The sequence below is a fragment of the Sinobaca sp. H24 genome, assembly GCF_023845525.1.
Genome location: NZ_JALBWT010000026.1, coordinates 1 through 20,514 on the forward strand (window position 1 = coordinate 1; position 20,514 = coordinate 20,514).

Below are 20,514 nucleotides of genomic sequence, written 5' to 3' on the forward strand. Positions count from 1 at the left end.
GAAAAAGTTTGGGATATCAGCACCTATTTAAATGTGTTCGATACTTCTCCATTGTTTTCTTCCGCCGCCCACCTCACGGCTATTATCGAAATGCTGGCGGGCTTAATGGTTATTGCAGGATTTTTTATTAGAAGCTCCGCGGCTTTTCTGCTTCTTCCATTAATTGCTGCTCTGCTGGTTATTCCGTACCATCCAGGCTGGTTTATCAGTGACTATGCTCAGGCGGCTGTACTTATCGCCTTCTGTCTGGTGCTGATGACTGTGAAAAAACATCCATTTTCCATCCCTATTGTTATTTCACCGGAAACCTCATCATCGTAAAGGAGTGAACGTATGATAGATCTGCTTCAATATATTGTATTTGGTATTATACAGGGGCTGACGGAGCCTCTGCCTGTTTCATCAAGCGGCCATCTGCGCATTTTTTCTTTTTATCTGGGATTGGATGTGCCGGACCTTCATTTGGAAACATTTTTAAATGCGGCCTCCCTGCTGGCGGTCTTTGTTGTTTATCGAAAGGATTTACTGGAATTATGTTTTGGTACGATGCGTTATGTAAGAAAAAGAGAGCCGGATGATAAGCCGATGTTTCGATTAAGCTTTCTGATTGTCGTGGGAACGATCCCCGCTGTCGTAGTCGGCGGGCTTTTGTACGAAACGATCAGCTTGAAATTCACCCATATTTACATGGTAGCCGGAGCTCTCATAGTTACCGGTGCTGCATTGTTTATTATTCGAAAGCTGAATGGAGACAAGCAGGAAGGGGAAATCACCCTTTTGGATGCGGTGATCGTCGGGCTGGCCCAATCACTGGCGTTAGCTCCTGGTATCAGCCGTTCCGGTGCAACCGTTGTGGCCGCGATGGCAAGAAAAATCGAACCGGCAGTTGCTTTGAAGTATTCTTTCTTTTTATCCATACCGGCAAGTCTGGGAAGCCTTGTTATTACGTGGAATCAGATTATTGCCGCGTTGAGCAGTCCGGATCGGATTATTTTATATACGGCGGCGTTCATAGCCTCGCTCGTTATTTCTATTTTCGCCATTAAGTTATTTATTGAAGTGATCACCAGCGGGAAATTGATCTACTTTGCAGGGTACTGTGTGAGTGTCGGTGTTCTGTTATTTATTTTTAGTTAAGCACTTTTTTCCTGTATACTGATAGACAACCGCAAAAATATAAGAACGTACAATAAAATAATGAATAAACGCGTCTTCCTGCATCAGCAAGGAAGGCGTTATTTAAAAGGGGAGCAGCACAGAAAATGGCGGAGCAGAAAAAGCATTACGATTGGGTGTTGATTGGAGTTACTTTCTTGTTGGGGATATTTGGGCTGTTAATGGTCTATAGTGCCAGTTTTCCATTGGGGATTGATATTGCGGATAATCCCACTCATTTCTTTACAAGGCAGGTTATGTGGTTTGTTATCGGAGTTGTGGTATTCTTTATCGCGCTTCATTTCCCATATACGCATTACCAGAAACTAACGCCTTTCATCGTTGGAGTTTGTATTTTATTGCTTTTAGCCGTTATTTTAGTAGGTACAGAAGTGAATGGAGCCAGGCGCTGGCTCTCCTTTGGGCCATTCCGGCTGCAGCCTTCGGAATTTGTTAAGCTTGCCGTCATCATTTACTTGGCTAACGTTTATTCAAAAAAGCAGCACTATATTACTCATTTTGTGCGTGGAGTGCTTCCGCCGCTGGTCGTTGTTGTTTTTATGTTTGGATTGATTATACTCCAGCCTGATTTAGGGACAGGCATTATGGTTCTGCTGATAGGAGGAACCATTGTTTTCTTATCGGGAGCAAAATGGGTTCACTTAGGTACACTGGCATTGCTTGGAGGAGGGGTTGCCGCCTTTCTTGCTATGCAGGAGCCGTACAGAGTGCAGCGCCTTGTTGCTTTCCGGGACCCGTTTGCATGGGAGATAGAAGGAAGCGGCCATCAGCTGATTCAATCCTATATCGCTATCGCAAGTGGTGGAGTTACTGGAAACGGGTTGGGGCAGAGTGTTCAGAAAATGCACTATCTTCCGGAGCCGCATACTGACTTTATTTTTGCCGTTATTGCAGAGGAACTCGGGCTTTTAGGACTGCTTTTTGTAGTAGCCTGCTTTGCCGTTATCGCCCTTCGCGGTTTTGCTGTGGGACGAAGCAGCCGGGATACGTTTGGCAAGCTGCTGGCGTTTGGTATTGTTTTCTTTTTGCTCATGCAGGCTTTGTTTAACCTGGCAGCAGCGACCGGATTAATGCCTATTACCGGCATCACTCTTCCGATGATCAGCTACGGTGGATCGTCTCTCCTCGTTTGTATGCTGGGGTTAGGAATACTCGCCAACATCTCGCGAACGACTAAAAAACGTCTGGAAAAAGAAAAAGGACTGGCCTTGTAATAATGAAAGGAAGATACTTCAATGAAATATGAAAAGATACTGCTTGGCCTGGCAGGAACTATAGCTTTAGCCGGATGCGGTAACGATTCAGAAGAAATGCAACAAACGGGAGAAGAGACAGTGGAAATCAATGTAGGTGCTGCCGCTGACTTATATCATGCGTTTACCGTAATCGGAGAAGATTTTGAAGAGGAGACAGGCATCAATGTGACCTTCTCCTTTGGATCTACAGGCCAAATGACCCAGCAGATTGAGCAGGGCGCTTCGTATGATTTGTTTGCGGCGGCGCATGAGTCCTATATCGACCGTCTGATCGAAGCAGAGGCTGTCGAAGAGGATACAAAGCGTCAGTATGCGTTAGGTCAGATCGGAATCATGCACGATGGGACTATTTATGAAACGCTGGAACCTGACGATTTAACGAGCGATGAGATAGAACGGATTGCTATTGCCAACCCGGAGCATGCTCCTTATGGAAAGGCTGCCCAGCAGGCACTGGAGTCCTGGGGGATATGGGATGAAGTAGAAGACAAGCTTGTATATGGGGAAAACATTAGACAGACACTTCAATATACGGAATCAGGAGATGTCGACGCCGGTATCGTTGCGCTCGCGCTTTCGATAGAATCGGATCTCTCGTACGAACCTATTGATACAGAAGACTATGAGCCAATTATTCAGGCCCTTGCTGTTCCTTCACGAAGTGAGCATCCGGAAGAGGCCGGGCAGTTTGTGGATTACCTGTTTTCAAATGAAGGCCAGGAAACAATGAAGGAGTACGGATTCGTACTCCCAGAGGAATAAGGGATGATTGATTTAATTGGATTTCCACTTTTTCTGTCTCTGCAGGTAGCTGTTATCGCAACCGGAATTGCATTTATTATTGGCATCTTATTTGCCTGGCTCGTCACTGTACATAAAAATAAATGGACGGAGTTATTGTCTCTACTCATGATGCTGCCACTTGTGCTGCCGCCTACAGTAGTAGGCTATTATTTGCTGCTTACTCTGGGAACAAACAGCTGGATAGGCCGGACTGTAGAAAGCATGACCGGATCTTCTATCTTGTTTACCTGGCAGGCCGCTGTCATCGCCGCTTCGATTGCCGCACTGCCGTTAATTATCCGGCCGATGCAGGCCGCTTTTGATTCCATTCATCAGGGCAGCCTCGAAGCCGCTCAATTAGATGGTGCCAACCAATGGCAGATTTTTTATAAAATTATGATCCCTCTCGCATATCGAGGCATTATTGCAGGCATTGTACTTGGATTTGCCAGGGCGATGGGGGAGTTTGGCGCCACTATTATGGTAGCAGGCAATATCCCTGGACAGACGCAGACTCTTTCGATTGCCATTTATGATGCCGTCCAGGCAAATCGAATGGAAGAAGCGAACATGATGGTGATTGTTCTAAGTGTTACTACGATCGGTATCCTTTTGCTTACTACGATGGTGTTAAAAGCTAAATAAAAAAGAAAACTACTGCTGCAGTAGTTTTCTTTTTTAATGGGGAAATACGTCCGAAGCTTGAAAGGGAATGTGATATAGTAGAGAAACGTGATTTTACGATCGGTTGAAGCGCTTCAAAACAATAGCCGCTTTAAAAAGATTTTACGAGAGAGGAGGGTTATGTTGGATTCTTTACATACCTCTATACAAACTATTATTGAAGAAGCAGGGTGGCTTGCGCCCATACTATTTATTCTCCTTCATCTGATCAGACCTATGCTGTTTATTCCCGTTCTGCTTATATGTATGGCAGGCGGCGTCTTTTTCGGCTTTCTTTATGGGACGTTGTATTCGGTGATTGGCTTATCTTTATCAAGTCTGATCTTTTACAAGCTGATTCACGTTTTTCCAAGTCTTCACCGTAAGATTACTTCATTAAAAATGAGACTGCTTGGAGATCGGAAAGTGACCCTTGGACAGGTGATGGTCCTGCGTCTGCTTCCGTTTATGCATTTTTACCTGCTCTCCTTGTACTTGATTGAAATGACAAAGTCTTTAAAAGAATATATGTACTATTCTGTAGCTGGTATCCTGCTGCCCTCCATTATTTACACTGCATTTGGCCGTGCTATCACGGAAATGCCCTGGTATCTCTCCGTTCTTATGGCAGCATTGCTGCTCGTTGTGTAAAACTGTTTGGAAAAAACCGGGAGGCGGAACCGGAGCCGGAAGGATCAAGTATTTAAAAAAACGGGAGGTCCTGTAAAAGGACTTCCCGTTTTTTAGCTCTTTATCTATACAATACCTTTAGGAAAGCCGTCTTTTTCAGCTTTCTCGCGTATATTTTTACGATGAATAATCACGTTAATTTCTGCGCCTACCATCAGAATAATACCAATCAGGTAGAACCAAAGCATTAACACAATAATACCACCGAGGCTTCCGTACGTCGCGGAATAATTGGCAAAGTTGCCGACATAGAATGAAAAACCTAGGGAAATGATCTGCCAGAGCAGTGCTGTTATTAATGCACCGGGGAGAATTTCCTTAAAGGGGTACGTTTTGTTCGGCGCAAAATGATACAGAGCCGATAATACAATAATCATTGCAGCAATACTAATCACCCAGCGCAGCACCTGAAATAAAATGGCTGTCTGCGTAGGAAGGTTAACGACCGAATTAATGAAATCAATAATCACATTACCGAAAATAGGAAGAATCAAAGCGATAACGACAGCAAGGATCATTCCAATAGTAAGTGCAAGAGACATCAGTCTTACTTTAATAAAAGATCTGGTTTCTTCTACGTCATATGCCTGGTTGGAAGCCTGGATAAAGGCGTTAATTCCGTTGGAGGCGGACCATAGTGTTCCAAGAATACCGATACCAAGAAGTCCGCCCTGCGGTGTAGTGACAAGGCTTACGATATTGTCTTCAAAAATAGCGGCCATCTCACCGGGGATGACATTTTCCACTACTTCCATGGCACTATCCGGTGCAATATTAAAAAACGGAAGAAGCGAAAGCAGAAGGATCATCAGCGGCACAATAGCCAGAAGATAATAATAGGCTTGAGCGGCACCAAGCAGGGTGACATTATCTTTTTTGAATTCCTGCCCCAGTTCTTTTGCATATCCTTTTAGTTTATTCATAAAGGCCTCCTCTCTAAGCGGTTCATATTATGTAAAAAAGAAAGAAAATAGCGTACTATTTTCTTTCCTTTTTCGATGCAAATTTGGAATACAAATCAATAGCTGTATTGCCCCAGTCAAGCATGCGGTTTACTTCATAGGAATAAGAAGCTTTTGCTTCCTCTTCCACCATATTGGTTGTACGAACATTATGCTGCAGGGAACGCAGCGATGGTTTTGTTTCTTTAAAAGAATCAAGCAGAACCTGTACAGATTGCTTTTTGTATTCAATGTCTTCATTGATAAGCTCTGTCTTCTGCTGAATGCCCTCCGCTTTGTCAGTTAATGATTCAATACGTGATTGAATCCGACCGCTGACAGTATTGAGCTCTTTGATCGTACTTGTCGTGTTTTTGAAAATTTTAATGGCATAAATAGCAAGAAACACAATGGCCAGTACGACGATACCGATACTGACGTATAAAAGCCACATCATTAACCTCACCTCCTTTCTGTTGTTTACCCTGATTTGAAAGCTTTTAAAACGGTATTCTGTTTATCTTATTATACGCGGAAGAAAACGAACAAAATGATTTTTGTAAAAATAATCTTCTTTTTAAAAATATACGTCTCATTTTGCAAATGTAGACATTACAAAAATGGAACATAGAAAGCCCTTACATTATTTATAAAAGCCTATTAATATAAGATTTAGAAGCAAGCGCTTAAGCTTTTATTTTATTGAATTTTGCAAAATGAGATATAGGAGGGTGAATCATGGTCCTGGACCAGAGAAGAACATCTATCCTGCATTTAATCTCCCAATCTTCTGAAAGAGTAGAAGTAAAAGAACTCACAGAAGCGCTGGGAGTATCACAGCGAACCATCTATTATGATATCAGCCAAATTAATGGCTGGCTGGAAAGAGAGGGCTGCCGCCTATAAAAAAAGAATATGGCAAGGGCTTTTATATTCCACTGGATGCTAAAGAACAGCTGCCAGCCAAGCTGCATCTTCAAAACGAATGGGAGTATCGGTTTTCCGGAAAAGAAAGACAGTATCTGCTTATTTTATTTCTATTATCGCGAAAGAAAATGGCTTCTTTAAAAGAGCTGCAGCATCTCACACAAGTGAGCCGAGGCACTTTATTCCGTGATTTGAAAAGAACTTCGGAAGCTTTAGACATTCAGGATTTGGAATTGATTCATGTTAAAAACGAAGGCTATTCCATAAAGGGAAATGAAACAAAGAAAAGAAAACTGCTGACCCAGTGCATTTCCGACGTTCTGGCAAAATCGGAATCTACGCAGCTTCGGGAAAAAGCACAGATGGTGATAAATACAGGATCTAAGAAAGAAGAAGAACTAGTTCCTTATCTGGAATATGAGGTTACGTTAATAGAAAAAGAGCTTAAGGTCTCCTTTACAGAACATGTCGTTCAGTTTTTGGTCTATCAGCTTTTGATTTCATTAAAAAGACAGTCTGGATCGACAGCTGAAGAGATAGATCAGGAAGAAAAAGACATTCTAAAACAAACGGACAGCTATCTTGCAGTAGAACATCTTTCAGAGCGCATACAAAAAAACGGCTGTGTTCCGCTGGATGATATGGAGAAATGTCAATTAACGATGCAGATTCTCGGTTCACGTGTCCATCATGCAGCACCGCAGTCTTCTGCAAAAATAGAAGAAAAGAATCTAAGAAGAGTTATTGCAAAAATTGTTGACGATTTTCAGTTAATTGGCTGCCTGCTTCTGGAAGAAAGAGCGCAATTAGAGAATAATCTGCTGGCGCATTTAAAGCCGGCATACTACGGATGAAATACGATCTGCCGATAAGCGGCGGATATGCTGAAAAAATCGAATCCGAATATCCGGATGTTTTCTATATAACCAAACGATCACTGTCACATTTGGAATCATTTATTGGCCGGGCGGTGCCGGAAGAAGAAGCAGCATATATCGCCATGCACTTTGGAGGGTGGCTGAAACGTGGAGACCATCAATCTATAAAACATTTTAGAGCGTTTGTTGTTTGTGAAAATGGCATTGCTGCTTCCGGTATGCTTCGATCCCAGCTGGAAACGCTTCTGCCGGAAGTATTTATCGCTGGTACTTTGTCTGTAAGAGAATACAATCAGCATGCATATGATGCAGATATTATTTTTTCTACCTCTTTTATTAAGCAAAAGGTTTCTCCTGTCATATATGTTCCTGCTCTGCTTAATGACAAAGAAAGAAAACGTATTGACGCTCAGTTGAAGCAGATGCTTCATATAGAAAAAGCCGGGGAAGAGGCTCAGCTGATTTCTCTAATCGAAGAACATGCGACGATCCATGATTATAAAGCCCTTCAACAAAAAATTTATTCCTTTTTACAAAATACTCATTCTACAAAGGAGACACATAAACCTATGCTGGAAGAACTTCTTACTCCCAAGACAATTCAGCTCACAGAGAAAGTAGAAAGCTGGGAGGAGGCAGTAAGACAGGCTTCTCTCCCACTTTTGGAAGATGAAAGTATAAAGAGCAGCTATGTAGATGCGATGATTGAAAATATCTATGAAAATGGGGCATATGTTGTTATTGCTCCGCAGATTGCGATTCCACATGCCCGGCCGGAAACAGGCGTAGAACGACTGGGAATGAGCCTGCTTCGTCTGCGCACGCCGGTTTCTTTTCTGAAGATCCGAAACATCAAGCCTCGCTCATTATTGTGCTGGCAGCGGTAGACAATGAAACTCATCTAAAAGCTTTATCCCAGCTTACAGAAATGCTTTCAGAACCGGAGAATATCAATCACTTATTAGATGCAGAAACGAAAGAGGATGTCCTCTCTCTTGTATCCAAGTATTCTTATAAATAAAAAACGGAGGGTTTACGATGAAAAAAATATTAGTTGTATGTGGTAATGGAGGAAGTTCTATGATTGTTTCAATGAATGTACAGAGTATTTTAAAGGATATGAATATAGAAGCTGATGTATCGCATACAGATTTAACAACAGCAAAGACAGAAGCGGCTGATTTATATATTGGGTCAGAAGATATCCTGGGTAACATTAACGATGGTACAAGAAATGTAGCACTGCTGAATAACTTATTAGATAAAAAAGAGCTTCGCACGGCTCTGGAAACACACCTCTAATATAAACAGAGAAAAGGAGGAAAAAAATAATGATAGATCTTATTATGAATGATCTGCTGGGAACACCTGAGCTGCTGGTTGGAATGTTTGCCTTTCTCGGGCTGCTTCTCCAGCGAAAAGCGATTGCAGATGTTGTTTCCGGTACATTGAAAACAATCCTCGGTTTCGTGATTCTCGGTGCCGGTGCTACGGTAATCATTGGTTCCCTTGATCAATTCAGCCAGATGTTTAATCACGCATTTAATGTAGATGGTGTTATTCCTAACAATGAGGCTATTGTAGCCGTAGCTCAGGATGCATTTGGCACAGAAACAGCGATGATTATGCTGTTTGGAATGGTAACGAACATAGTGCTTGCCCGTTTTACTCCATTTAAATACATTTTTTTAACAGGTCATCACATTATGTTTATGGCCTGCCTGATCGCAGTTATTTTGACAACCGGCGGCATGTCAGGTATTGGCATGATAGCGCTGGGAGCAGTTATCCTTGGATCTTTAATGGTATTGTTTCCTGCTATGCTCCAGCCGTACACCAGGCAGATCACCCAGTCGGATGATATTGCGGTTGACACTTTGGTCATTTGGCTATCTTGTTGCCGGTTTCTTAGGCAGTAAATTTGGAAATAAGGAAAAATCTACAGAAGATATTAAAGTCCCTAAAGCATTAGGTTTTCTTCGGGATACTTCAGTAGCTGTGTCTTTGACCATGGTCATTCTATTTATTGTCGTCGGTTTATTTGCCGGAGGGCAATATGTAGAGACAGAGTTAAGCGGAGGACAGAATTTCTTGATTTTCTCTCTTATGCAGGGGCTGGCCTTTGCAGCCGGAGTGTATATTATTCTGGCCGGGGTTCGTATGCTTTTAGGAGAAATTGTTCCAGCCTTCAAAGGAATTGCAGATAAAGTGGTGCCTAATGCCAAGCCGGCTTTGGATGCTCCTGCTGTCTTTCCATTTGCCAATAACGCAGTCATTATTGGATTTATGTTCAGCTTTATCGCAGGATTGATCAGTATGCTGTTTCTTCCTCTTTTCGGTCTGGCTGTTATTGTTCCAGGTCTTGTACCGCACTTTTTTACAGGGGCTGCCGCCGGTGTGTTTGGTAACGCTACTGGAGGAAGAAGAGGAGCAATCGTTGGAGCGATGGCAAATGGTGTTATGATAAGCTTTCTGCCGGCTTTATTACTACCGCTTCTTGGGGAAATAGGTTTTCAAAGTACCACATTTGGAGATGCAGACTTTGGAGTAATTGGACTTATACTCGGTAATTTGAGTCTGGCTATTAATTCCACTGTTTTATTCACTTTGGCTGTTCTTGCTTTGCTAAGTATTTTATAGGTGTAGGATGGGGAATCAGCAAAAAGAAAAAAAGAGAAGAAGCAGAAGCTGCATAATGTAAGAGACGCCTTCGGAGAAAAGCCGAAGGCGTTTTTATTATTCATTAATCCGCGGCGGATCGTATTTACCGAACCACTTGAACCTGCTTTTGGAAACGTACAAATAGAGCGGTGAACCTATTTTATCTACAAGAGGAAAATACAAAAGCGCTCCTGGCACTCTGGCTGCAGGAAGCTCTATCAACAGGCGGCGGATAGCGTGGAATCCTTTCATCACTACCCCCCGGCTCGTTAATATATGGATTTCTTCGTACGAAATTTCTGCCCTGAAGATAAGGGTAGGTGTCTGGATCTTCTTCTGCCGTCTGGGCTGCGATCCAGTGCAGTTTATTATTTTTATCCAGCTTCGTTAAGTTTTTCTTCAAGTGATAGCAGAGCGGGCAGGAAGCGTCGTAAAAGACTAAATGCTGGGTCATGCCGGTTCATCTCCTTTTTCTTATCATTCACTACTTCTGCGGAAAGTAAACCATCTCTCGATTGTGAATATCTTCTCAAAAAAATTTTACTGTTATAGTAAAGAGATAATCTAACAGGGAATTTATCTTATAGATCGGAATAATGAAATAAATCTTAAAAAAGAACGGATATTTTTATGGAAACAGTATATAATACATCTATATTATTCTTTTTGAAAGGCTCTATTTAATATGAAGCAATTATTTTTCATTATTGTATAAGCTGTGTTTTAAAAAAGAATAAATATACTATTTTCATTATACCGACATACTATATTGTAAAAGGAGGTTGCATGAAATCATGCAGAATTTAACAAGAAACATATTAATTGCACTTGTTCTCGGACTCATTGTAGGTCTTGCTTTGAACTACGTGCCGGACAACGTGTTTAGTATTATTGATACTTATATTTTAACCCCGGTCGGCCAGATTTTCCTTAATTTGATCACGATGCTCGTTGTACCTATTGTATTTATCTCCATTGCTTTAGGAACGGCCAGTCTGAAAGACCCCGTTCAACTTGGGAAATCGGTACGAAAACCATTACGTTTTATATTACGACAACAGTTATCGCTTTATTGATCGGTCTTTCTTTAGCTTTCCTTATCCAGCCCGGTCAGGCAGGGATATTCGATACTGCATCTGCTGAATATGAACCAGAAGCTGCTCCGCCAATTATGGATACGCTTTTGAACATTATTCCAAGCAACCCCGTAGAAGCACTGGCTAACGCAGAAATGCTTCAGATTATTGCTGTAGCCCTATTCCTAGGTATTGCCCTGGCACGTCTTGGGGATAAGACAGCAGTATTCAAAAGCTGCTGGAACAGGGTAATGACGTGATGATGTTTCTCGTAAATATTGTTATGTATACAGCGCCATTCGGTGCATTTGCTTTAATTGCTTCCGCTCTTGGAGATGCAGGAATAGATGGACTTCAGTCTATGGGCATGTACATGATTACGGTTATTGGAGCTCTGATCCTTCATGCAGCTATTACGTACAGCATAGCTATCGCATGGCTTGGGAAAACAAATCCGCTTACGTTCTTCAAAAATTTCTTCCCGGCAATGACCGTGGCATTTAGTTTATCGAGTTCGAGCGGGGCCCTGCCGATTTCGATGAAAACCGCGCAGGAGAAGCTGGGAGTCAGTAAGCCTGTCAGCAGTTTCGTTCAGCCGCTCGGCGCCACCATTAACATGGATGGTACAGCCATTATGCAGGCCGTAGCTACGATCTTTATAGCTCAGGTTTACGGCGTGGAGCTGGGCGTATCGCAGCTGGTAATGGTCGTTATTACAGCTACGCTCGCCAGTATTGGAACTGCAGGTGTACCGGGTGTCGGCCTGATCATGCTATCGCTGGTCCTCCAGCAGGTAGGTCTTCCAGTCGAAGGTATTGCCTTAATTCTCGGTGTAGACAGACTCCTTGACATGCTTCGTACCGCCTTGAATATTACGGGCGATGCTACATGTGCCTACGTAGTAGATAGAGGAGAAAAAGCAAAAGAAGGAAAAGCTACAGGAATGCCTGAATCATAAATAGGTAAGAAGAACAGCCGTTTATGCGGCTGTTCTTTTCTGTTCTTATTGTAAACCTTTTTTATTAATAGGTTTACAATGTGTATTCATATTGTATATACTAAAATATATTGAAGAGGGAGGGAAGAAAATGATTGTTCGTTCACATTTACACGGAATGATTCTAGCTTCTTTTTTTGCAGCGATGATGATGATTGGAGCCAATATTACATCGCTGGTGCCGTTTTTAGTCATTGGAGGAGTTCCCATTACGCTGCAGACCGCAGTAAGTGTAGCAGCAGGTTTATTTTTTTAGGGAAAAAATACGGGTCGCTTTCTATTGTCATTTACATATTAATTGGCTTGGCGGGAATGCCTGTCTTTGCCCAGTGGTCGGGCGGCATTGGTACTATTTTTTCCCCTACATTTGGATTTATACTTTCTTATATTGCAACAGCATACATAGTCGGAAGGCTGACAGAGAATAACCGGACATTCAAACGGCTGGTAGCAGCCGCGCTGTTAGGCACAGCGGTCAATTATATTATTGGCACAAACTGGATGTATATGGCTTATATGCTTTGGTTTGCTGCACCGGATGCATTTTCTTATTGGATGGCCTGGGCCTGGATGATGGTACCGCTGCCTAAAGATATTGTTCTGGCCTTTCTCGCAGCCTGGTTCAGCCTGCGGGTCTACCATACGATGTATGCGAAAAAGCGGACGCCTTCTACAAAAGGAGGTGCCGCTTAGTGGGAATTTCCTGGCTGAGCCGAGCGGACCGGATTATAAAAGAAAACGATCCGCTGACAAAAAAAGAGGCCCTCGCATTTTTACAGGAAAACGATACAGAAATATTGGGGCAGCTGAATGCGGCCTATCAAATTCGGTACTATTATTACAAAAATGAAGTCAAACTCAACTCTTTAATTAATATCAAATCGGGACTTTGCCCGGAAAACTGCGGCTACTGTTCTCAATCGAAAGACTCAGCAGCGGTTATTCCTAAATACAAGATTCTCTCCAAAGAAGAAATCGTGGAAGGCGCCAGACAGGCGGATGCCAGAGGGTCCGGCACCTATTGTATTGTAGCAAGCGGCAGAGGCCCTGCCAAAAAAGAACTGGCTGTCGTTATGGAAGCAGTAAAAGAGATCAAAGCGACTACGGGCCTGAAGCTTTGCGCATGTTTGGGCCTTTTGGAAAAAGAACAGGCTGAAGCGCTGCGGGCATCAGGGGTCGACCGGTACAACCACAATATTAATACATCCAGCCGTTTTCATGAAAATGTAGTAACCACCCATACGTTTAAAGATCGCACAGATACGATTCATTCGGTAAAGCAGGCTGGAATCTCTCCATGTTCCGGCATTATCGCAGGAATGGGAGAGACCCAAGAAGATATAGTAGAAGATGCTGTTCTCTCTTAGAGAGATCGATGCTGATTCGGTTCCGATCAACTTTTTACATGCTATTGAAGGCACCGCTTTTGAAGGCAGAGATCTGCTGAGCCCCCTGCAGTGTCTTCAAGTCGCAGCACTTGCCAGGTTTATTCTTCCTACGAAAGAAATTCGTATTGCCGGCGGGCGCGAGGAAAAGCTCCGATCGCTGCAGCCGATGGCTTTATATGCGGCTAACTCTGTGTTTCTTGGAGATTACTTGACGACAAAAGGCCAGGAGTGGGAAAAAGACCTCGAATTTATTAAAGATGCCGGTTTTACAGTTGAGACTTCCGCTTATAATAGAAGTGCAGAAATGTATTCATAAAAAAAGCCATCCGCGTGGATGGCTTTTTTGCGCATTATTTAAAAAGAAATATATTTTCTCGGGTTAACAACGTTTGATTTGCTTACGTTCCAGCTGCCTTCATGAATCTCAAAATGAAGGTGCGGGCCGGAAGAACGACCGGTGCTGCCCATAATACCAATAGACTGGCCCTGGCGGACGGTCTGTCCTGCAGATACGTTAAATGAATTTAAGTGGGCATACAGCGTATTAAAATGTCTGCCGCCAATCGTGTGGGAAACAATAACCGTGTTTCCGTAACCTGACATAAATCGTGCAGAGGTGACCGTTCCGGAAGCGGAAGCTGCGATACTTACATTGGATCGATTTCCTTGTGCTACATCAATACCGTGATGATTCGAGCCGTTGCGTGAACCGAACTCGGAACTGATTCTGCCGCTCACCGGTACAATAAATCCACTGGATACCGGGGCAGTAGTGCCGGAAACCTGAGTGCCGCTTCCGGATCCGGAGGAAGAAGCCTTTATATTGCCTTTTAGAGCGGCAAATGTCCTTGATCCTGCCACACCGTCAACGGAAAGCTTAGCAGCTGATTGAAACGAGCGGACCGCGCTTGTCGTGCGGGCTCCGAATACTCCATCAGCCGTTCCGCTGTTAAAGCCTTTACTGTTCAACGACTGCTGCAGAGTCTTTACGTCATTTCCACGGCTTCCCTGTCGGAGCACTCTGGATAAAGCGCTGCTGTTGTTGGAAGGAGCAGGAGCCTTTGATACATTAGATGAAGAGGAACCAGAAGACACTTTCATTTTACTGAATGTCTGCGGCCGGCGGCAATGCCGTCAGCTCCTAATCCTGCACTTCTCTGATAGGATTTTAGAGCGTTTCCCGTCCGGGCACCGAATATTCCGTCGGCTGCTCCGGTTTGAAAGCCTTTAGAGCTGAGCCATTGCTGCAGTTCGGAGACGTCGGAGTGTCTCATTCCCTGTCGAAGAGTTTGATCTCCCAGGGCCGCATCAGCCATCGTCGGGGTGAATAGTAGAATCGCAGCGAGCATCGTAGATATAGCTATTTTCTTCATTGTATCTTGCGTTACGCTGCATCATGATAAGTGTCAGTATAATATGTATGCTCATGTGAAATCAGCTTTCTAACGCAATGTTCACCTCCAGAGTATTTTATTGTATATTTTGAGTATATAGAGGACTTAAGTCTTAAACAATAGGTCGGATACATATGTTATGCAAACGTAACAATGTGTGAAAAAATGGTACTTGTGTGAAATTGTGTGTAAATGTGTAGAGTGGAAATAAATCGTAACCGCTTGGAATAACAATTTTTCCTTTAAATGCATGATACGATAGCAAAAAAGGAGGAATATTTATGGAACATCATACGCACGATAATCACTCTCATAAGCACAGCCTTGCCTGCGGCCACACGAAAATAAAGCATAACGGCCACGTGGATTATCTGCACGACAGCCATCTTCATCACGGACACGAAGATCATTGGGATGAGTGCAAAATAGAAGTAACCGAGGAAAATCCAGCAGAATGTGTTCAGGTTGAATCCCCGTGTGATCATAATGAAGACTGCGGCCATGAATTAATTCCCCACGGCGATCATTACGATTATCTAGTTGACGGCAGGCTCCATCATAAACACGGTGATCATGTAGATGATCACGGTGCTGTAGAAGTAATTGGATAATGAAAAAGAGTCTTCCTATTAAAGTAGGGAGACTCTTTTGTATAAGGGGTATTTCTGCTTGACTAATAATAATGATTACGATTAAATAATGAAACATACGTGTTAAAATAGAAGATATACATAGAAAGCTGGAGAGGGGAAAGCTACATGAAAAAATGGCCGTTTTAACCTGGCCGCATCAAGTCTTCTGATGTCTGCCTGTCAGGCTCCGGGAGAAGGTGAAGAGGATGCTGATTCATCGATTACTTTCGCTTTTCATTACCCTACTGAAGTACTGAACCCGGCAGTAGATGCCAACTATACCTCTGTACGGATGGGAATAGCAGAAACTCTTGCTTATACAGGAGAAGAAGGCATCGAGCCGTGGCTTGCAGAATCATGGGAAGATACTGGGGATAACACATGGACATTTCAAATAAAAGAAAATATTACTTTTCAGGACGGCACAGTACTGGATGCTGAGGCAGTCCAGGCGTCTCTTGAAGAGACTATAGAACAGAGTCCGGCGATGCAGGAAGCGCTCGGCATTTCTTCAATGGAAGCAGAAGGACAGGAGCTTATCATCACAACAGAGGAAACCAATCACTTTCTTCCGTCTGAACTTGTCCATCCGAATACCGCTGTTTTCAAAGAGGAAGAGGATCTAATAGGGACGGGTCCGTTTGAAGTGGAATCTTTCCGGGCGAATCAAGATCTTGAGCTGATACGCTATGATGATTACTGGAACGGAGCAGCCCAAATAGCAGAAGCAACAGTTCTGTTTAATGAAGACGCAAACTCCCGGATGGCTGCGCTTCGTTCAGGAGACGCCGACATTGTGTACAGGCCGCCGGTAGAAGAAACAGATGCAGCAGCTGAGGAGTTTCAGGTAGATACCGTTTCGAGTCTTCGGACACACCAGCTGATCTATCAGATGGATAATCCTGCTCTGCAGGATGAACGTGTCCGGGAAGCGCTTGATATTCTTATCGACCGAAAAGCCGTCATAGAAGCTATGAATGGAGAAGCGGAAGAAGCATTGGGTCCTTTTCTTGAAGATTTTGCCTTTGCAGCGAATAAAGAACAAAACGAAAACAGCATCGAAGAAGCCTCTGCTTTGCTGGAAGAAGCAGGCTACACCCTTGAAGATGGCAGAGCGGTCAAGGACGGAGAAGCTCTGGAGTTTTCGCTGGTAACGTACTCAGCAAGGCCTGAACTTCCGATAGCGGCACAGATTCTGCAGGACCGTGCGGAGCAGGCAGGCATCACGATTGATATTCAATTAAATGAGCAAATTGATGATTATCTCCTGTCTAATGACTCCTGGGATATGACGATCTACAGCTATGTTACAGCCCCAAGAGGAGATGCCGGCTACTTTTTAAATACAGCCTATACGCCCGATGGCGGACTCAATTTTGGGGGTCTGAACGATCCGCAGCTGGCAGAAATCATCGAATCTTTTAATATGGAGTCAGATCCGGAAGCAAGAGATGGCTACGCAGTAGAAGCGACAGAGATGATACTGGACAAACACTATCATTCCTTTATTGTTCATCCGTCCAACAGCGTTGCGATGCAGGAAAACATAACGGGATGGGAAACAAGCCCGAGTGAGTATTATATGCTGACAAATGAGGTCGGGGTGGAAGAATGAAAATAGTCGGCAGACAGGCGGTAAGCTTTTTACTTTTTCTATGGATTTTTTCAACAATAAGCTTTCTGCTGATTAATCTCGCTCCGGGGGATCCGGCATCTACTATTCTTCGGACAGAAGACGTGGCTGTAACACAGGAACAGCTCAATGAAGTGCGTGAAGATCTGGGAATGAATGACTCTATTGTTGAGCAGTATACGGCATGGCTGGGCAGTTTTATCCTGCTTGACTGGGGGACCTCCTATGTGACACAGGAGCCGGCCTTAGCGATGATTATACGAGCAATGCCCGGCACGCTCTACATGAGTGCAGGGGCGTTTCTGGTTGCTTTGTTCATTGCTGTCCCAACAGGAGTCGCCGCCGCTCTTTCCCGAGGTTCATGGATAGATAAATCAGCAAGGATGCTGGCTGTAACAGGGGCTTCTGTCCCAAACTTTTTGATCGGACTGATTCTGATTCAGCTGTTTGCAGTGCAATTGGGATGGCTGCCGGCGATTGGAGCCGGCACGTGGTGGCATCTGCTGCTGCCCTCCCTGACCCTTGGACTCGGAATGGCCTCCTTTTATATCAGGCTGATCCGTTCGAGCTTTCTGGAAGCGTTGGAAGAACCTTCTCTTCGAGCCATATCTGCTCGTGGTATTTCGGAAAGAAAGCTGCGTTGGAAATATACATTCCGGGCCGCTCTGGTACCCGTGATTTCCGTACTCGGGGTCAGCATAAGCAGCTTAATCGGAGGCACCGTTGTCATTGAAGTCGTTTTCGGCTACCCGGGTGCCGGGTCGCTGATTGTTGATTCTATTACGAGACGCGATATACCGGTGATTCAAGGCTATACGGTTCTGATGGCTGCTGCAGTTTCTCTTATTCAATTAAGCAGTGATCTGCTGCTGAAATGGATGGCACCAGGCCGCGGAACAGAAGGGAGGACGTTTTAGTGAAAAAAACTCTGTCCTCCCGAATATATCTGTGGCTGTTTCTTTTTGTTTTCTTTATTCTTATTCTTTCCTGGTTCTGGCCTGTCAGCAGTTCCACCGTATCAGTGCCGGATCGTCTGCAGGGACCTTCTTTTTCACACTGGCTCGGAACAGACCAGCTTGGCAGGGATCTATTGGCCCGGATGCTGGAAGGTGCTTCTTATACGATAGGTTTTAGTCTTCTCGCTATTGTTCTAAGTGTGGCTCTTGGTGTGCCGGCTGGGGTGCTGGCAGGAATGAAAGGCGGCTGGATGGATCGTCTGTTTACCCGTATCGGTGACTCTTTTCTGGCTTTTCCGGACTTTCTTTTAGCTCTTTTATTAAGTGCTGTTCTTGGACCGGGCCTTTTTAATGTTGTCATCGCGGTAGTGCTCGTAAAATGGATTCAATACAGCTATCTTGTAAGAGGAATAACCAGAGAAGTGACCCAGGGCCAGGCTGTTCTGTTGTCGATTATCAATGGAAGCTCGACGGGAGCGATTATTAAAGCGCACGTGGTTCCCGCCATCCGAAGTCATATTTTAGTTATGGCGACGACCGATGTAGGGAAAGTAATGCTTCTCATCGCTTCCCTTTCCTATATTGGACTTGGAGCCCAGCCGCCTTTGCCGGAATGGGGGGCCATGCTTAATGAATCGAGAGCTTATTTTGCAGGCTCTCCCAGGCTGCTGCTTATTCCAGGGGCTGCTGTTGTAGGAACAGCCTTATTGTTCCAAAGCGCCGGCGATAAGTGGCGGGATAGTTTTTTAAAGGAAGAAACAGAAGCAAGGGAGGAGAAAAAGCATGTTGAAAATAGATAAATTGGCCGTTGCATCAGCTTCTAATCAGCTGATCAGACAGGTTTCCCTATCGGTTAATAAAGGAGAGTGGCACGCCGTAGCGGGCCCCAGCGGAGCCGGCAAAAGCCTGACGGCTCTATCTGTCCATCCTGATCTTCTCCCTTCCGCTTTGCACATTTCCTCAGGTGCCGTCATCTTTCAGGGGGAGGACCTGGTTCAGTCTCCGGAAAAGCTGCGGCGGCATATCGTGAGCCGTCACATAGCATATGTTTTTAGGATGCCAGGTCTTCTTTTTTTCCGCTTCTTTCTATTTATAAACAGTGGGAAGATGTGCTGAAAATACAGCGTCCCGGCCTGAAAAAGAAAGAACGAAGGAAAAAGATGGAAGAAGCATTGGAAGTAGTGCTGCTTCCAGTATCTGTACTGCAAAAATATCCCATCTGAATTAAGCGGGGGACAGGTGCAGAGAGTGGCTTTAGCGGTCGCCTGGCTTACTAACCCTGCTTTAATTATTGCAGACGAACCCACCTCTGCACTTGATGTTTTGACATCGACTCATATTATGAAGCTCTTTCAGACGCTGCAAAAAGAAAGGCTGCGCCATTTTAATGATATCCCACGATTTAAGAGAGGTACTTCGATTTGCAGATACGGTTTCCATCATGGCGGATGGCGAAATCATTGAAGCCGGCAGACCTGATACGGTACTAACCAATCCCCGGCATCGAGTAACCCGCGGGCTCTGCCAGGCTGTGCCGGTGCTCCATTCCTCTATTAAAAAGGAGGGGGCCCAATGAAACCATTGTTTGAAATGAAACATGTTTCTTACCATTATCCAAAAACAAAAAGCGGCGTAAGCCGGATAAGCTTCACGCTGTTTCCGGGAGAAACGATTGGCATAGCGGGGGAGAGCGGATCCGGTAAAAGCACGCTCGTAAAATTAGCGCTGGGTCTGCTTCCTGCAGGTGAAGGTTCTATCACATTAAAGGATATTTCCGTTCTTACGGCCGGAAGAAAAGAAAAAATACAATTCCGCCGGCAGACACAGGCTGTGCTGCAGCATGATATACGAAGCTTTTTACCTGGCAAAAATGCGATTTCTACCCTGCTGGAGCCGATTCATAATTTTCCTGAACGAGGCAGAGCCCTGACAAACGGAAATGACCGTCACTTTGCCGAAGAATGGATGGCCCGTGTCGGACTGGAACCTGCGATGCTGGACCGGAAACCGGAAGCATTGTCAGGCGGCCAGCAGCAGCGGATTCACATCGCAAGAGCGCTCAGCATTAACCCTGCTTTTCTGCTACTGGATGAGCCTACTTCAAACCTGGACACCATGTCACAGGCCGCCGTACTGCATCTGCTTCAGCATGAAACGAACAATCCAGATCGCGGAGTACTCTGCATTAGCCATGATATAGCTGTACTTCATCAGCTGGCCGACCGGATACTCGTGATGAAAGAAGGAAGGGTCATAGATGACTTTTACAAAAGCGAGACGTGGAGCCGGAACCGTCACGCCTATACGAGATCGCTCATTCAGGCCAGCGAATGGGGCGGTTTGAAAGAACAAGGGGAAACAGTATAGGCTGTTTTCCTTTGTTTTGTATAAATAATCCCCGCTCCATATAGGAACGGTAGTGCACCCCAAAAGTTAGAGTAAAATCTAACGTTTGGGGTGTTT

The 20,514-nt window shown here is 44.4% G+C and carries 20 protein-coding genes and 7 pseudogenes; 21 read left to right on the forward strand and 6 right to left on the reverse strand.

Annotated elements, in window-relative coordinates:
* The 6 genes from MMY81_RS23670 to MMY81_RS23695 all read left to right on the forward strand — a co-directional run.
* Nucleotides 1-321: DoxX family membrane protein (locus tag MMY81_RS23670; protein ID WP_252314761.1), on the forward strand; the 321-nt coding region annotated here is incomplete at its 5' end.
* Between the two features lie 12 nt (nt 322-333).
* Entirely contained in the window at nt 334-1,137 is an 804-nt protein-coding gene (locus tag MMY81_RS23675) for an undecaprenyl-diphosphate phosphatase (RefSeq protein WP_252314762.1), read from the forward strand.
* A 125-nt stretch (nt 1,138-1,262) separates the two neighbouring features.
* On the forward strand, nt 1,263-2,390 hold the full coding sequence (gene ftsW, locus MMY81_RS23680; protein ID WP_252314763.1) for a putative lipid II flippase FtsW: 1,128 nt from the start codon (nt 1,263-1,265) through the stop codon (nt 2,388-2,390).
* 21 nt (nt 2,391-2,411) lie between these two features.
* Nucleotides 2,412-3,194, forward strand: a complete 783-nt coding sequence (modA, locus tag MMY81_RS23685; RefSeq protein ID WP_252314764.1) for a molybdate ABC transporter substrate-binding protein — start codon at nt 2,412-2,414, stop codon at nt 3,192-3,194.
* Between the two features lie 3 nt (nt 3,195-3,197).
* Nucleotides 3,198-3,860 (forward strand): molybdate ABC transporter permease subunit, encoded by a 663-nt coding sequence (gene modB / locus MMY81_RS23690; protein WP_252314765.1) that lies wholly within the window; start codon nt 3,198-3,200, stop codon nt 3,858-3,860.
* Between the two features lie 159 nt (nt 3,861-4,019).
* Nucleotides 4,020-4,529, forward strand: a complete 510-nt coding sequence (locus tag MMY81_RS23695) for a TVP38/TMEM64 family protein (RefSeq protein ID WP_252314766.1) — start codon at nt 4,020-4,022, stop codon at nt 4,527-4,529.
* Between the two features lie 104 nt (nt 4,530-4,633).
* On the opposite strand, the gene MMY81_RS23700 is transcribed toward MMY81_RS23695, so the two are convergent.
* A complete protein-coding gene (locus MMY81_RS23700; protein ID WP_252314767.1) occupies nt 4,634-5,491 on the reverse strand; it encodes a YihY/virulence factor BrkB family protein in 858 nt (285 codons plus the stop codon).
* Nucleotides 5,492-5,546: 55 nt separating this feature from the next.
* Nucleotides 5,547-5,966, reverse strand: coding sequence for a DUF948 domain-containing protein (locus MMY81_RS23705; protein ID WP_252314768.1), 420 nt, complete (start codon nt 5,964-5,966; stop codon nt 5,547-5,549).
* A 281-nt stretch (nt 5,967-6,247) separates the two neighbouring features.
* Here MMY81_RS23705 and MMY81_RS23710 point away from each other — a divergent pair, with 281 nt between their 5' ends.
* The 5 genes and pseudogenes from MMY81_RS23710 to MMY81_RS23730 all read left to right on the forward strand — a co-directional run bounded on the left by MMY81_RS23710 (nt 6,248) and on the right by MMY81_RS23730 (nt 9,954).
* Nucleotides 6,248-6,415 (forward strand): HTH domain-containing protein, encoded by a 168-nt coding sequence (locus MMY81_RS23710; protein ID WP_252314769.1) that lies wholly within the window; start codon nt 6,248-6,250, stop codon nt 6,413-6,415.
* A gap of 62 nt (nt 6,416-6,477) precedes the next feature.
* A complete protein-coding gene (locus MMY81_RS23715; RefSeq protein WP_256497996.1) occupies nt 6,478-7,290 on the forward strand; it encodes a BglG family transcription antiterminator in 813 nt (270 codons plus the stop codon).
* Nucleotides 7,287-8,335: pseudogene (locus tag MMY81_RS23720) on the forward strand (BglG family transcription antiterminator). Before MMY81_RS23715 ends, MMY81_RS23720 begins: the two are co-directional and overlap by 4 nt.
* Nucleotides 8,336-8,352: 17 nt before the next feature.
* The gene (locus MMY81_RS23725; RefSeq protein WP_252314771.1) at nt 8,353-8,616 is read left to right on the forward strand and encodes a PTS sugar transporter subunit IIB; all 264 of its coding nucleotides are present in this window, start codon (nt 8,353-8,355) and stop codon (nt 8,614-8,616) included.
* Between the two features lie 29 nt (nt 8,617-8,645).
* Nucleotides 8,646-9,954, forward strand: a pseudogene (locus MMY81_RS23730) (PTS ascorbate transporter subunit IIC).
* A gap of 96 nt (nt 9,955-10,050) precedes the next feature.
* Here MMY81_RS23730 and MMY81_RS35765 read toward each other — a convergent pair.
* Nucleotides 10,051-10,353 carry a DCC1-like thiol-disulfide oxidoreductase family protein gene (locus MMY81_RS35765; RefSeq protein ID WP_374562703.1) on the reverse strand — a complete coding sequence of 101 codons (303 nt, stop codon included), beginning with the start codon at nt 10,351-10,353 and terminating at the stop codon, nt 10,051-10,053.
* Nucleotides 10,313-10,429 (reverse strand): annotated as a pseudogene (locus MMY81_RS35770) (DCC1-like thiol-disulfide oxidoreductase family protein); the annotation flags it as partial. The gene MMY81_RS35765 and the pseudogene MMY81_RS35770, both read right to left, overlap by 41 nt.
* A gap of 340 nt (nt 10,430-10,769) precedes the next feature.
* Here MMY81_RS35770 and MMY81_RS23740 point away from each other — a divergent pair.
* The 3 pseudogenes from MMY81_RS23740 (at nt 10,770) to bioB (ending at nt 13,752) form a co-directional block, all read left to right on the forward strand.
* Nucleotides 10,770-12,009, forward strand: a pseudogene (locus tag MMY81_RS23740) (dicarboxylate/amino acid:cation symporter).
* Between the two features lie 130 nt (nt 12,010-12,139).
* Nucleotides 12,140-12,741, forward strand: a pseudogene (locus MMY81_RS23745) (biotin transporter BioY).
* A 5-nt stretch (nt 12,742-12,746) separates the two neighbouring features.
* Nucleotides 12,747-13,752, forward strand: a pseudogene (bioB, locus tag MMY81_RS23750) (biotin synthase BioB).
* Between the two features lie 38 nt (nt 13,753-13,790).
* On the opposite strand, the gene MMY81_RS23755 reads toward bioB, so the two are convergent.
* Both MMY81_RS23755 and MMY81_RS33615 read right to left on the reverse strand, forming a co-directional pair.
* Complete coding sequence (locus tag MMY81_RS23755; RefSeq protein ID WP_252314773.1) at nt 13,791-14,537, reverse strand: peptidoglycan DD-metalloendopeptidase family protein; 747 nt, start codon at nt 14,535-14,537, stop codon at nt 13,791-13,793.
* Nucleotides 14,534-14,809 (reverse strand): peptidoglycan-binding domain-containing protein, encoded by a 276-nt coding sequence (locus MMY81_RS33615; RefSeq protein ID WP_274622846.1) that lies wholly within the window; start codon nt 14,807-14,809, stop codon nt 14,534-14,536. The genes MMY81_RS23755 and MMY81_RS33615 overlap by 4 nt, the downstream gene beginning before the upstream one ends.
* A gap of 302 nt (nt 14,810-15,111) precedes the next feature.
* Here MMY81_RS33615 and MMY81_RS23765 point away from each other — a divergent pair, with 302 nt between their 5' ends.
* The 7 genes and pseudogenes from MMY81_RS23765 (at nt 15,112) to MMY81_RS23795 (ending at nt 20,418) form a co-directional block, all read left to right on the forward strand.
* Nucleotides 15,112-15,441, forward strand: coding sequence for a hypothetical protein (locus MMY81_RS23765; RefSeq protein WP_252314774.1), 330 nt, complete (start codon nt 15,112-15,114; stop codon nt 15,439-15,441).
* Nucleotides 15,442-15,631: 190 nt separating this feature from the next.
* Nucleotides 15,632-17,077 carry a nickel ABC transporter substrate-binding protein gene (nikA, locus tag MMY81_RS23770; RefSeq protein ID WP_252314775.1) on the forward strand — a complete coding sequence of 482 codons (1,446 nt, stop codon included), beginning with the start codon at nt 15,632-15,634 and terminating at the stop codon, nt 17,075-17,077.
* A complete protein-coding gene (gene nikB / locus MMY81_RS23775; protein WP_252314776.1) occupies nt 17,074-18,012 on the forward strand; it encodes a nickel ABC transporter permease in 939 nt (312 codons plus the stop codon). The genes nikA and nikB overlap by 4 nt, the downstream gene beginning before the upstream one ends.
* Nucleotides 18,012-18,851: an ABC transporter permease gene (locus tag MMY81_RS23780; protein WP_252314777.1), complete on the forward strand. Its 840-nt coding sequence runs from the start codon at nt 18,012-18,014 to the stop codon at nt 18,849-18,851. The genes nikB and MMY81_RS23780 overlap by 1 nt, the downstream gene beginning before the upstream one ends.
* A pseudogene (locus MMY81_RS23785) lies at nt 18,835-19,515 on the forward strand (ATP-binding cassette domain-containing protein). Before MMY81_RS23780 ends, MMY81_RS23785 begins: the two are co-directional and overlap by 17 nt.
* Complete coding sequence (locus tag MMY81_RS23790) at nt 19,439-19,627, forward strand: hypothetical protein (protein ID WP_252314817.1); 189 nt, start codon at nt 19,439-19,441, stop codon at nt 19,625-19,627. The pseudogene MMY81_RS23785 and the gene MMY81_RS23790 overlap by 77 nt, the downstream one beginning before the upstream one ends.
* A complete protein-coding gene (locus MMY81_RS23795) occupies nt 19,624-20,418 on the forward strand; it encodes an ATP-binding cassette domain-containing protein (RefSeq protein ID WP_252314778.1) in 795 nt (264 codons plus the stop codon). The genes MMY81_RS23790 and MMY81_RS23795 overlap by 4 nt, the downstream gene beginning before the upstream one ends.
* Nucleotides 20,419-20,514: the final 96 nt, after the last annotated feature.